We start from the raw sequence: 13,763 nt of genomic DNA, 5'->3' as shown, positions 1-13,763 counted from the left end.
TTGACATCACCAAGCTGACGCGGATATTGGTCAAAGCTAGTCCATCCGCCATCAGAGACAGTAAAACCATTGTCCAGACCGACAAACCACTGACCAAAACTCATTACAATGCTCCTTTAATGACTGATCTTGCGCGTACTACATAGCATGTACCTATTTATTGTCCAGTTTGAGTTCCGGGAACTACGCAAATCATTTGCAAATCTTTACACGGTTGACATTTCCATGACAGATTCTAACTACCAAGGGATGCAAAAGCAAATTAACCAATAGCGATCGCACTGAAGTATATTAAGGATTAGGATTAGGTACTTTTCTCGTTACCTGTTACCGATTTTTCTAAGTTTTCAAAATAAATATTATTAATCAAATTATTTTAATATTAAAATCATCTATCTCTATAAACGGCATTAATTACAATATCTTTGATACTCAGATAAAGAATTAATAGCAACAATAAAAATTGCTCAAATTGAAGAACTGGATCTAAACGCCAACCTTGATACATCAAGATTGCTCCACTTAACAACATTATAATTGGCGTAAATATAAGTTGGATAATATAAAGTGCTAAAGCCCAACCTCTAAGTCTGGTTCCACGTTGGGATAGCCAAGCTACTGTTAAAATTAAATAAATAATTGCCCAAAGCAAATAAATAATTCCAATTAAACCAGCTATATTTACTCCAAAATTCACTTGAGCGAAAGTAAGCATTTATTAAAAATCCTGCTTAATTACAAGCCAAAATTTTAAATCTATTACTCAGTAGATTCCCTAAAAGTCTTCCTTTATGAAAATTATTGGGTTAAGCAATAGCGAAACCCAACCGATGATTTTTCCTCATCTCTGGTTATAACCTCTATCTTTTTTTGCCAGAAGGTGAATTGCGCTGGGTGAGATTATCAATTTGCAGTTGTTGGCGTCCATTGGTGACAATTCGCAACATCTCTTTGAGATCCTGCTCAATATTTCCCAAAAGTCCATCGGCATATTGATCGGCACCATCTTCAATTTCTTGAGCCTGAGCGATCGCAGTTTGTCGCATCAACTCTAACTCTTGCTGACAAGCATACCGCTTGCGGTCAATCTCCGCGAGGGTTTCTTGCATTATTCCCTCACACTCTTGTTGCACTTGTCGCCGCAGTTGTTCAGCTTCCTGTTCCGCTTGGTGAATAATATCGCTTTCAGCTAAAATTTGCGCTCTTTTTGCTTGTGCAGCCTCAACAACCTGTTGCCCATACTCTTCCGCTTCCAGCAAAATCTCGTCCTTTTGGTTGAGAACTGCTGCTGCTTCTTGAAAAAGTGATGGTAAAGCCACCCGGATGTAATCAAGCTGATCTAGTAGCTTTTCTTCATCAATGAGTGTGCGTCCCGTCAACGGAATTCTGAGACTAGAGAGAACTATTTCCTCTAGGCGGTTGAGTTCCTGCTGAATATCTATACTTCCCTCTCCACCGAGAGACTCTTGAGGTGGGGGGTTGCTTCCGTTGAGATCAACATTGGAGATTTCTGATTGTAGCATTGGTATATATCCAGGGCAATGTGTGGGGGAACGAGATGATCGATAGAGCCACCAAACCTTGCAATCTCTTTTACCACACTACTACTTAAAAAACTATACTCATTTGAGGTTGCAAGAAAAACTGTTTCTATTTGGGTAGAAAGAGTTTTATTGGTGTGAGCCATTTGCAGTTCCACTTCAAAATCTGACACAGCCCGTAAACCCCGGATCAAAACTTGTGCTTGTCGCATTTGAGCATAGTTGACGGTAAGACCATCAAAGCTGTCTACTTCTACATTAGGTAGATGTTGTGTAGAATGACTGATCTGATCTAGCCGTTGCTCCACACTAAAAAGTGGAATTTTGTTAGGGTTCCGCAGTACAGCGACAATCACCCGCTCAAACAGCCGACTACCGCGCCCAATGAGGTCAAGGTGTCCCAAGGTGATGGGGTCGAAGCTACCAGGATAAATAGCAATCACAATTTTAAATATATCAAAGTTATTTACGTGATTATATCGAAACAGTTTTACGTAACCTACTCAAATTTACCATCTTGCGCTCTGGGTAAAGATGCTAAATTCAATTGTTTTAGTGGCACAAGTTATGCTCAACTAGGCATTAGGAACTAGACTCCTAAATATGGGCTGGATTTTTACCTAGGTCCCCACAATGTGGTGGAGGATTCAAGTGTAGTTCCAGTATCCGAGACACAAAAAACTCCGTACTTAGTAAAGTGCGCGGGTAATTAACGAACTTTTCTAGGTAATTTTTGATGGCACTGGATTTTTCCGCCTTGCCTTTGGCGTTTCAGTTTACTTCTCCAGGACCGATTCTGGTGAAATTAGATTTAGATATACTAGGTATCCATTTAAGTATCCGTTGGTATGGCTTGTTGATTGCCACAGCAGTTTTAATTGGCGTTATCCTTTCCCAGGAATTGGCAAAGCGCCGTAATGTTAATCCTGAGTTGCTAGGCGATTTGTTCTTTTGGTTGTTGATTGGGGCAATTCCTGGCGCAAGGCTATATTACGTTTTGTTTGAGTGGTCAAAATATGCCCCAACTCCAGGAAAAATCTTTGCGATCTGGGAAGGAGGTATTGCCATTCACGGAGCGATTCTTGGTGGCGTTTCGGCTGCCTTAATCTTTGCCAAAATCAAGCAGGTTTCTTTCTGGCAACTAGCAGATTTAGTTACGCCTTCGCTGATTTTAGGGCAGGCGATCGGACGTTGGGGTAATTTCTTTAATTCTGAAGCTTTTGGCGATCCCACTGATTTACCCTGGAAGCTCTATATTCCACCAGATCGCCGTCCTCTAGACTATGCTAGTTTCGATTACTTTCATCCCACCTTCCTCTACGAATCTCTGTGGGATTTAATGGTGTTTGCGCTACTAATAACGTTGTTTTTCCGGTCTTTATCCGGTAAGCCCCGTTTGAAGGTAGGCACACTGTTTCTAGTTTACTGGCCAGCCTATAGCTTAGGGCGCTTGTGGATTGAAGGCTTTCGCACCGATAGCTTGATGCTGGGACCATTACGGATGGCACAAGTAGTCAGTATTCTAGGAATTTTATTGGGATTAGTTGGATTAGCTTGGCTTTACTTACTTAAACGCCCCTTACCCGATGTAGTTCCTACTCTTAAAGGAAATGGCGAGAGTGGGAGATGAGGAAAATAACCATGCCCAATTCCCAATTCCCAATTCCCAAAAATAAAAAATGCCCCAGAGTATTCTCTAGGGCTTAACCAGGGTGCATCTACCATTACTCTCTACTAGAGAAAGAGGGTAGATCCGGAAAGATACTGAAGAATCTGCCAAAAAATTTTTGAGGGATTGCCGTGTGTTCTTTTAAAGGTGAATATACAGAAAACCTAAGCTATAAAAAAACACTATATGCTATGGAACCATCTGTGTATATTGTGGGAGCAGGCCCTGGAGATCCTGATTTATTAACGGTGAAGGCACAGAAATTACTGACTGCGGCTGATGTGATTTTATTTGCTGATTCTTTAATACCCGAACAGATTTTAGAACTTTGCCGAGAAGATGCAGAGATAATTAGAACTGCAAATCAGACTTTAGAAGAGATTTTGCCAATTATGATCGATCGGGTGCGATCGCAATCCAAATCTCTCGTCCGTCTCCATTCTGGCGATCCTAGCCTCTACAGTGCCATCCACGAGCAAATGCACCTCCTAGCAGAGGCAAATATTCCTTTTGAAGTCATACCCGGTATCAGCGCTTTTCAAGCTGCTGCTGCCAAACTGAAAGTAGAATTAACTGTCCCTGGTTTAGTCCAGACGATTATTTTGACGCGCATTAGCGGACGTACAGAAGTCCCCGCTACTGAAGAATTAGCCACTCTTGCGGCACATCAGGCTAGCCTCTGCCTGTATTTAAGTGCGCGTCATGTCGAAAATTCCCAAGCCAAACTACTTGAACATTACCCAGCCGAAACCCCCATTGCCATTTGCTTTCGCATCGGCTGGCCCGATGAAAAAATTAGGGTTGTCCCCCTGAATCAAATGGCAGACTGTACTCATCAAGAAAAACTAATTCGCACTACACTTTATATCATCAGTCCAGCACTCTCACCAGCAACAGGGCGATCGCGTTTATATCATCCCGAACATAGTCATCTATTTCGCTCGTCTCATAATTAAAATTCCTATGCCAACTCCAAAACACTTGACAAGTAGAAAAAAAATAGTGATAATAGCAAAGTTGACAAACAAGGGACTGTAGTTCAATTGGTTAGAGCACCGCCCTGTCACGGCGGAAGTTGCGGGTTCGAGCCCCGTCAGTCCCGTTCTAACATTTATGAGTAGTGAATCACTGAACTGAACTTCGGTGATTTTCGATTTTGAATTACCCACAGGGATTGACTCAGAATTCAGGGTTTGAATATAAGCTACATTTATCATGCTTTGCAAAAGAGAGAATTAACTGTGACTGTCAGAGTCAGAATTGCGCCGAGTCCAACCGGAAATTTACATATTGGTACAGCTAGAACGGCTGTATTTAATTGGTTATTTGCCCGTCACCACGGCGGGAAATTTATACTGCGAATAGAAGACACAGATTTAGAGCGATCGCGTCCCGAATACACCGACAATATTTTTGAAGGACTGCGCTGGCTAGGGCTGAACTGGGATGAAGGGCCATTTTTCCAATCCCAACGCTTGGATCTTTATAAAGAAGCAGTACAAAAACTGCTAGATCAAGGATTAGCCTATCGCTGCTATACCACTTCCGAAGAACTAGAGGCACTCAGAGAAGCCCAAAAAGCTAGAGGTGAAGCACCTCGCTATGACAACCGTCACCGCAACCTCACCCCAGAACAACGCGCCGCATTTGAAGCAGAAGGTCGTTCCTCTGTGATTCGTTTCAAAATCGAAGATGGGCGGGAAATTGTCTGGAATGACCTAGTAAGGGGAAAGATGTCTTGGCGAGGTAGCGATTTAGGTGGTGATATGGTCATCGCCCGCGCCTCAGAAGAGGGTAGTGGTCAACCTTTATACAACTTTGTCGTTGTAGTCGATGACATCGATATGCAAATCACCCATGTCATCCGGGGAGAAGACCACATCGCCAACACCGCCAAGCAAATTTTACTGTATGAAGCAATCGGTGCAAAAATCCCAGAGTTTTCCCACACGCCCTTGATTTTGAATGTGGAAGGACGCAAACTTTCTAAGCGAGATGGTGTTACTTCCATTTCTGACTTTCAGCAAATGGGCTTTACTGCTGAAGGCTTGGTGAATTACATGACATTGCTGGGTTGGTCGCCACCAGACTCGACGCAAGAAATATTTACCTTAGATACAGCAGCGAAAGAATTTGGCTTTGAGCGTGTAAATAAAGCAGGTGCAAAGTTTGACTGGGACAAGCTAGATTGGTTGAACAGTCAGTATATCCACAATACGCCAGTAGATAAACTTACGGATTTACTCATACCCTACTGGCAAGGGGCTGGGTATAAATTTGATGGTGGAAGAGATCGCCCCTGGTTAGAGCAACTAGTAACTTTAATTAGCCAAAGTTTGACTCGCCTGGTAGATGCAGTAGCTCAAAGCCAAGTGTTTTTTAGCGACACAGTTGAATTTAGCGAGGAAGGTAGTACGCAACTGAAGCAAGAAGGTTCTGTTGCTGTTCTTGAAGCGATTGTCACAGCTTTAGAAAATCAGCCGCAACTGTCGGAAGCCGCGGCCCAGGAGATTATTAAACAAGTGGTGAAAGAACAAAAAGTCAAAAAAGGCTTAGTAATGCGATCGCTCAGAGCAGCCTTAACTGGAGATGTTCATGGCCCCGATCTAATCCAATCTTGGTTACTACTAAATCAAATTGGTTTAGATCAGCCCCGCTTGAATCGGGCAATAACAGAAGCTCATTAGCGATTACTTCCAGATTTTAGAAATATTTTAGATTTTAGGGGCGCACGAACGTGCGCCCCTATCCATAAGGTAGAGCAACTATGGGAACAAGAAATCATTGACTAATTACTAATGAATTATCCCCAATTTCAAATCTAAAATAAGCTGACAAGTATTTAAATTGCCTACAATCAGTAGCCAGAAAGCCTACTGTGATTCAATTTCTAAATTGTGAATTTTGAATTTCTTAGTAGTCAATTATCCTGATGTTGGGAACTTGGTGTGTAAAATTCATGTCTTCAAAAACACTTAGAAGCGAATGTAATTACAATGCCGACAAAAGCGCTCAATAGAGGGATGAGATTATCGTTCATGATAGTTACGGTCTTCATCATATCGACAGTTAATGCTGTGACTGATGCTCAGGAAGCGCCAACGATATTTGGAGATGTCACCATTGGCTCTCAGTTTTCGCCAGACCCCATGACAGTTCGCGGGATGAGTGGTGGTTCAATATCTGGGAATGAAGTAGCTGCGAGGAGTGAAACAGCTACTGGTCCTTGTACGGGATTTGTTGATGAAACACCAGACCACACATTATCCCTAACAAGTAAATTTGACTACCTGAAGCTGCAAGTGCAGAGTCCTGAAGACACCACCATGATTATCAAAGGACCCGGCGGTACTTGGTGTAATGACGATTTTGATGGTAAAAATGCTGGCATTGTTGGTGAATGGCTACCTGGAAGTTACCAAATTTGGGTTGGCTCCTACCAAAAAGGTAAGTATCTCCCTTACACTCTAAAAATTACAGAAGTTAAGTAGGGAATTGGGTACTGGGGATTGGGTACTGGGGATTGGAAGCTAATGATTAGGTATTGGGGATTAAGTAGAGCGGCGTGAATAATTCAAGGTTTGTAGTGTTCGCGTAGCGTCTCGGAGAGAGCGACTCCAGCCCTCATAAGAGGACTAAAGTCCTCACTACGAACTAATCTCAATATTTTTTAAATTACTTAATCTAGTTTGATTTCTTCTCACCGACTTACTTAGATTAAATAATTAGGGTTCAACTAATTTTTCCAGTCCCCAGCGATGCACTGAGCTTGTCGTTGGCGCAGCCTCTCGTAGAGAAGTGTCCCCAGTCCCCAGAATGAAGATTGAGAGCGGCTTGAACGACACGAGAACCATTCTGAAGAAATTCTCGGTGTCTTTGCATCCCGTTGCGCTCCCTTTTATCGTGCGATATTGTATTAAAATTAAGTTAACTTTGATTAAGATTCTTGTTGGCATTGCCATAATAGGCCGATCGCTCTATAGCAGTGCATATAAGAGGTCAAATTAAACAAAATGGATTTATAAACATCCGTTTAACAGCTTAAAGTCACATAGTGATGAACATTCTGTTGCTAGGGCTGATGAGTTGTATATGCATCTAGAGGCAAATTAAGATGAAATTCTCTTGGAAAGTCGTAGTACTCTGGACATTGCCAGCTTTGGTAATTGGCTTTTTCTTTTGGCAAGGGGCTTTTGCAGGCGCTCCTGCCGACATGAGTAAGAATACAGCGAATACCCGCATGACTTATGGCCGCTTTCTAGAATACTTAGACGGCGATCGCGTCACCAGCGTAGATTTGTACGAAGGTGGTAGGACTGCAATTATCGAAGCCCGCGATCCAGACATTGAAAATCGTGTCCAAAGGTGGCGGGTAGATTTGCCTATTAACGCTCCTGAGTTAATTAGCAAGCTGAAAGAAAAAGCCATTAGTTTTGATGCTCACCCCATGCGGAATGATGGCGCAATTTGGGGATTATTGGGCAATCTCGTGTTTCCAGTTTTATTGATTACCGGACTGTTCTTTTTGTTCCGCCGTTCTAGCAACCTCCCCGGTGGGCCAGGTCAAGCGATGAACTTCGGCAAATCTAAAGCGCGTTTCCAAATGGAGGCCAAAACCGGGGTCAAATTTGACGACGTAGCCGGGATCGAAGAAGCTAAGGAAGAATTGCAAGAAGTTGTCACCTTCCTGAAACAGCCAGAAAAATTTACGGCTGTAGGCGCACGGATTCCCAAGGGAGTGTTGTTAGTTGGACCTCCTGGAACTGGTAAAACCTTACTAGCAAAAGCGATCGCTGGCGAAGCAGGTGTACCATTCTTCAGTATTTCCGGTTCGGAATTTGTGGAAATGTTCGTTGGTGTGGGTGCATCCCGCGTCCGTGATTTGTTCAAGAAAGCCAAAGACAACGCCCCCTGTATTATCTTCATCGATGAAATCGACGCTGTAGGCAGACAACGGGGCGCTGGTATCGGTGGCGGTAACGACGAGAGAGAGCAAACCCTCAACCAATTGCTCACGGAAATGGACGGGTTTGAGGGTAACACAGGCATCATTATTATTGCTGCTACCAACCGTCCTGACGTATTAGACTCGGCATTGTTGCGTCCCGGTCGCTTTGACCGCCAAGTAACAGTTGATGCACCCGATATCAAAGGGCGTTTGGAAATCTTGCAAGTCCATGCACGGAACAAGAAACTAGACCCTAGTGTATCTTTAGATGCGATCGCTCGTCGCACTCCTGGATTCACTGGTGCTGACTTAGCCAACTTACTCAACGAAGCGGCAATTCTCACCGCCAGAAGACGCAAAGAAGCGGTCACCCTCCGCGAAATTGATGATGCAGTTGATCGCGTAGTCGCTGGGATGGAAGGTACTCCTTTGGTGGACAGCAAGAGTAAGCGCTTAATTGCCTACCACGAAATTGGACACGCCTTGGTTGGGACTTTGTTAAAAGACCATGACCCAGTACAGAAAGTCACACTCATCCCAAGAGGACAAGCACAGGGTTTAACTTGGTTTACACCCAACGAAGAACAGGGGTTAATTTCTCGTTCTCAACTCAAAGCCAGAATTACTGGTGCTTTGGGTGGTCGGGCTGCTGAAGAGGTGATTTTTGGGGCTGCGGAAGTCACAACTGGTGCAGGTGGAGACTTGCAGCAGTTGTCAGGAATGGCGCGGCAAATGGTGACTCGTTTCGGGATGTCCGACTTAGGACCACTGTCGTTAGAAAGCCAGCAGGGAGAAGTATTCTTGGGTCGTGACTGGACAACCCGATCTGAGTATTCCGAATCCATCGCTTCTCGCATTGATGGACAAGTGCGAACGATCGTGGAAGAATGCTATGAAAATGCTAAGAAGATTATCCGTGAGCATCGGACTGTGAGCGATCGCTTAGTCGATCTGCTCATTGAAAAGGAAACCATTGATGGCGAAGAATTTCGCCAGATTGTGGCTGAGTACGCTGAAGTGCCTGAGAAGCAACAGTACGTACCTCAACTGTAATACTTGACTCAAGTCTAGCTACCATCTGGAAATAAGTAAAATAACAAAAAATAAAATGAGGATGCCGTATACCATCCTCATTTTTTTGCCTAAAATTTTGGTTTTTTCAGAGCCAGTTGATAAAGTCTAGATGATCGAGGAATGCAGTCAGCGATTCGACTCCTGCTGCCTCCTTCAATTCTAGGACTTACGCCAGAAACCTCTTAAACTCCTATTCCTCGGTGTACTCTGCGTCGCGCCAGTTGCTTCTCCCAAGGGGAGACGCTACGCGAACAAGTCGGGGAACCCGCCCAACGTACTGGCTTCTCTGTGGTTAGATTTTCCGTTACCTGTGCCTAAGTCCTGAATTCTTGGAAGTCCCAAAGATCATAAAGACACCACATTTCTTTCTAGAGAACTCCAAGAAATAAATTATCCAATCTTGTGGGGTGCCCAGTCCATAGGGCGGGCGAGACGACCACCCCACAGGATTTATTTAATTGGATATTTTTTATTTGTCAGTCCCCTACGAGATACCAAAGGCGATCGCGCAGTGTGTCTGAAAATACATTTTTTCTTACCCATAAATAAATTTAGTTGCTGTATATCATGAGTCTGTTTCGGTTAGATGCCCAATACCCCAATCCAGATGCATCTTATGGAAGTTCCTCAAATATCAATATCCATAGGAGACTAAAGAAGGAAGAATATTAAAGATATCTCATGGGTATTGAAGCAGCGAAGGCTGTAACTAGTTAAGGAGGATTTATGCGTGCAGTACTGATGGCAGGGGGTTCGGGAACGCGGCTTCGCCCATTAACTTGCGATCTGCCCAAACCGATGGTGCCAATTCTAAATCGACCAATTGCCGAACATATTATTAATCTCCTCAAACGACATCAAATTACAGAAGTGATTGCAACATTGCATTATTTACCTGACGTCTTGCGAGATTATTTTCAAGATGGCGGCGATTTTGGCGTTCAGATGACTTATGCCGTCGAAGAAGATCAGCCTTTAGGTACAGCAGGCTGTGTGAAAAACATTGCCGAACTTCTTGATGAAACTTTTTTAGTTATTAGCGGTGATAGCATAACAGATTTCGACCTGACGGCAGCGATCGCATTTCACAAACAAAAAAAGTCAAAAGCAACTTTGATTTTAACCAGGGTTCCCAACCCCATTGAGTTTGGGGTGGTGATTACCGATGAGGAAGGACGGATTCGGCGATTTTTAGAAAAACCCTCTAGTAGTGAAATTTTTTCCGATACCGTCAACACTGGCACTTATATTCTTGAACCAGAAGTTTTGGAATATCTGCCAGTAAACACTGAATGCGACTTTTCCAAAGACTTATTCCCCTTACTACTAGCAAAAGATACAGCCCTGTATGGTTACATTGATCAAGGTTACTGGTGTGATGTTGGTCACTTAGATGCCTACCGCGAGGCTCAGTATGACGCATTAGATCGGAAGGTACAACTGGATTTTCCCTACAAAGAAGTTTCCCATGAGTTGTGGGTAGGCCAAAATACTTATATCGATCAGACGGCTGTGATCGAAACTCCAGCAGTGATTGGTGATAATTGCCGCATCGGGGCAAGAGTCCAAATTGAGGCCGGAACTGTAATTGGAGATAATGTTACTATTGGCGCTGATGCTAATCTCAAACGTCCTATAGTGTGGAATGGGGCAATAATTGGCGAGGAAGCACATCTTTCTGCCTGTGTAATTTCCCGTGGCACTCGTGTAGACCGCCGCGCCCATGTATTAGAAGCTGCTGTTGTGGGTTCGCTTTCCACGGTGGGAGAAGAAGCCCAAATTAGCCCCGGCGTGCGTGTTTGGCCTAGTAAAAAGATTGAATCAGGCGCAGTTTTAAACATTAACTTGATTTGGGGCAATATTGCCCAACGGAATTTATTTGGGCAACGTGGTGTGCAAGGATTAGCGAATATCGATATCACCCCAGAATTCGCCGTGAAATTGGGATCTGCTTACGGTTCTACCTTAAAACCTGGTTCTAAGGTCACGGTTTCCCGTGACCAGCGTAATATTTCGCGGATGGTGACGCGATCGCTCATTGCTGGTTTAATGTCAGTAGCTATTGATATTCAAAATCTTGATGCCACAGCTATCCCCATTGCCCGCACAGTTATACCTACAATGTCGGTAGTTGGTGGTATCCATGTGCGGGTACACCCCGATCGCCCCGACTACATTTTGATTGAATTCATGGATGCCAAGGGCATTAATATCTCCAAAGCCCTGGAAAAGAAAATTGAAGGGGCTTACTTTAAGGAGGATATGCGGCGGGCGCTAATTCATGAAATTGGCGATGTATCTTATCCTAGCCAAGTCATGGAGCGCTACTGCACTGCTTTTGAGAAACTTTTGCATGTTCATACACTCCGCAACAGTCGCGCAAAAGTGGTGATTGACTATGTTTATGCCGTATCGGGGGCAGTTTTACCCCAAATGTTAGATAAATTTGGGGCTGATGCAGTCGTACTGAATGCCAGTGTCAATAAAACGGCGATGTCTGTAGCTGACCGCGAAGGACTGCTGACTCAGTTAGGTCATGTAGTGGAGGCATTGAAAGCTAACTTTGGTGTGCAAGTATCCGCTAACGGGGAACAGCTAATTTTAGTTGATGAATCAGGCTACCCAATTCGTGGGGAAACTTTAACAGCACTGATGGTAGATATGATTCTGACAGCTAACCCCAGAGGAACTGTAGTAGTACCAGTTCATGCTTCTAGTGCTATTGAACAAGTCGCCCGTCGCCATGATGGGAGAGTGATTCGCACCAAAGCTAACCCGACAGCTTTAATGGAGGCTTGTCAGAAAAACCCGAATGTGGTATTGGGAGGTAGTGGAGATACTGGTTTTATTTTCCCGCAACTGCATCCGGGATTTGATTCTATGTTCTGCATTGCGAAGATCATTGAAATGTTAACTATACAGGAGCGATCGCTTGCTTCTGCGCGAGCGGAATTGCCCCGCGTAATTCACAAAACTTATACAATACGCTGCCCGTGGACAGCTAAGGGGGCTTTGATGCGTTACTTGGTGGAAACTCACCCCGCCCAAAACCTAGAGTTAATCGATGGAGTGAAAATTTGTCAACCCTACGATGACAGTTGGCTATTAGTTTTACCAGATGCTAGCGAACCACTGGTGCATTTGTATGCAAATAGCAACGATCGCGAATGGGTAGATGAGACTGTAAGAAACTACCGCACCCGTGTACAGGCGTTTGTGGAAAGACAACAAGAATATCAACCCGCAGAACTGTAATTCGTAATTCGTAATTCGTAATTAAAGAATTCAATTGCGAATTACGTTACAGCACTTACGGCAGCTATGAGGTACATCCTCAAAGCTGAAAGCTATGCTAAAAGAGGGGCAAGGAGAAAACTGTATTGCATAATAGCGGGAAGCGCTGTAACGATTTTGCATACTCCTGCACATTGGTCACTGAGGCTTCTCGAAGTGCGTCTTGTAGAGAGCGCCATTACCAATTACTAATTATCATGAGAGGGATTACAAATTATTATCTAGGACATTCTGGTAAATTTCTCTCAGCGTAATTGCAATCAAAATAAATTAAAGCTTCCCTAGTAGAGGTGAATGCTCTAGTTGTGGAGTATGCGTCACTGTTTTGACTTGCTTCAGATGACCAAACTTTCAAATAGTAATGACTATTATCATCGCTAGACCATAATTCATAACGGTAATTACCTCCTGACCCCTGACTATTTAAATAGTCAGCTAGTGCTGTATTTGATGCAGATACAAAGCTAAATACAGTCAAAACAGGAATTACAGCTACTTTCAATATTTGGATTAATTTCATAAATGCACACAAAAGTTACTCTCCTAGCTTGTTTTACGAGTGTAGCTTTTGGAACCAGTAATTACTGAGAATATTTTGTGAGGCAATCGTCAGGCACTTAGTTTGAGTGCATGGAGGGTCAATACTGCGTAGGTTTTGAGTTGATCCCCCCAACCCCCCTTAAAAAGCGGGGCTAAGAACGCCTTATTTTCCTGCTTTTTAAGGGGGAGAAGGGGGATCTCCAATGACTACAGCAGATTTCAGGTAAATGAAGTATATATATAAAACCCAAAACCTTGTAGAGACGTAGCAGTGCTACGTCTCTACGTGTATTCGATTAGAGCGCAATCTGCTGTATGCACCTTAACCGAGCAGTATTGGATGGAGGGTGAGTTAGAAATCCTTTTATTTACCGAAATACTTTACAAAAGTTTACTTTTTATAAATGAAAATAATTTTCAATAAGTCTGATAGTATATCTTCAGGCTTATTGATATAGATATTCATTAAGTCATTGATATATCTCAGCTATTTGCAAACTTTTCAGGAGGTAATGTCAGCTAAGTCTTGGAGTGAGTTTAATGCTGGATGGACAGTGGGTAGCTGTGGAGGAGCTTTGTTTGCCTTCCTGCTGTTAACCAATAGCAGTTTGTTTTTCTGAGTTGCACAAACTTGGCAAATAGGTATCCTTGCGTAAATTATTGCGATCGGTGCTTTGCACCATCGCGCAGCCTCCCG

General features: G+C 43.5%; 11 protein-coding genes and 1 tRNA gene. 8 read left to right on the top strand and 4 right to left on the bottom strand.

Features of this window, described 5'->3' with window-relative positions; all coding sequences use genetic code 11:
• Positions 1-388: 388 nt before the first annotated feature.
• The 3 genes from V7K50_RS10210 to coaD form a co-directional block, all read right to left on the bottom strand.
• Complete coding sequence (locus tag V7K50_RS10210; protein WP_334959624.1) at positions 389-715, bottom strand: Ycf66 family protein; 327 nt, start codon at positions 713-715, stop codon at positions 389-391.
• A 145-nt stretch (positions 716-860) separates the two neighbouring features.
• Positions 861-1,523: a DivIVA domain-containing protein gene (locus tag V7K50_RS10205; RefSeq protein WP_334959622.1), complete on the bottom strand. Its 663-nt coding sequence runs from the start codon at positions 1,521-1,523 to the stop codon at positions 861-863.
• Positions 1,439-1,984: a pantetheine-phosphate adenylyltransferase gene (gene coaD / locus V7K50_RS10200; protein WP_334959620.1), complete on the bottom strand. Its 546-nt coding sequence runs from the start codon at positions 1,982-1,984 to the stop codon at positions 1,439-1,441. The genes V7K50_RS10205 and coaD overlap by 85 nt, the downstream gene beginning before the upstream one ends.
• Before the next feature lie 293 nt (positions 1,985-2,277).
• Here coaD and lgt point away from each other — a divergent pair, with 293 nt between their 5' ends.
• The 7 genes from lgt (at position 2,278) to V7K50_RS10165 (ending at position 12,487) form a co-directional block, all read left to right on the top strand.
• Positions 2,278-3,171: a prolipoprotein diacylglyceryl transferase gene (gene lgt, locus V7K50_RS10195; RefSeq protein WP_334959618.1), complete on the top strand. Its 894-nt coding sequence runs from the start codon at positions 2,278-2,280 to the stop codon at positions 3,169-3,171.
• 230 nt (positions 3,172-3,401) lie between these two features.
• Positions 3,402-4,166, top strand: coding sequence for a precorrin-4 C(11)-methyltransferase (gene cobM, locus V7K50_RS10190; protein WP_334959616.1), 765 nt, complete (start codon positions 3,402-3,404; stop codon positions 4,164-4,166).
• 72 nt (positions 4,167-4,238) lie between these two features.
• Positions 4,239-4,312: transfer RNA gene (locus V7K50_RS10185), tRNA-Asp, on the top strand.
• A gap of 139 nt (positions 4,313-4,451) precedes the next feature.
• Entirely contained in the window at positions 4,452-5,897 is a 1,446-nt protein-coding gene (gene gltX / locus V7K50_RS10180) for a glutamate--tRNA ligase (protein ID WP_334959614.1), read from the top strand.
• A gap of 309 nt (positions 5,898-6,206) precedes the next feature.
• A complete protein-coding gene (locus V7K50_RS10175) occupies positions 6,207-6,701 on the top strand; it encodes a hypothetical protein (protein ID WP_334959613.1) in 495 nt (164 codons plus the stop codon).
• 623 nt (positions 6,702-7,324) lie between these two features.
• Positions 7,325-9,211, top strand: a complete 1,887-nt coding sequence (ftsH2, locus tag V7K50_RS10170) for an ATP-dependent zinc metalloprotease FtsH2 (protein WP_334959611.1) — start codon at positions 7,325-7,327, stop codon at positions 9,209-9,211.
• 747 nt (positions 9,212-9,958) lie between these two features.
• A complete protein-coding gene (locus tag V7K50_RS10165; RefSeq protein WP_334959609.1) occupies positions 9,959-12,487 on the top strand; it encodes a mannose-1-phosphate guanyltransferase in 2,529 nt (842 codons plus the stop codon).
• A 256-nt stretch (positions 12,488-12,743) separates the two neighbouring features.
• Here the strand turns inward: V7K50_RS10165 and V7K50_RS10160 are convergent, their stop codons facing one another.
• Entirely contained in the window at positions 12,744-13,046 is a 303-nt protein-coding gene (locus V7K50_RS10160) for a hypothetical protein (RefSeq protein WP_334959607.1), read from the bottom strand.
• A 532-nt stretch (positions 13,047-13,578) separates the two neighbouring features.
• Here V7K50_RS10160 and V7K50_RS30670 point away from each other — a divergent pair.
• Positions 13,579-13,686 (top strand): photosystem I reaction center subunit XI, encoded by a 108-nt coding sequence (locus V7K50_RS30670; protein ID WP_442944571.1) that lies wholly within the window; start codon positions 13,579-13,581, stop codon positions 13,684-13,686.
• Positions 13,687-13,763 lie beyond the last annotated feature (77 nt).

Origin of the sequence: Nostoc sp., from assembly GCF_036917135.1 — a bacterium.
Lineage (GTDB): Bacteria > Cyanobacteriota > Cyanobacteriia > Cyanobacteriales > Nostocaceae > Nostoc.
Note: the sequence above shows the minus strand (reverse complement) of the source record. Positions and strands in the feature narration are given on the sequence as shown.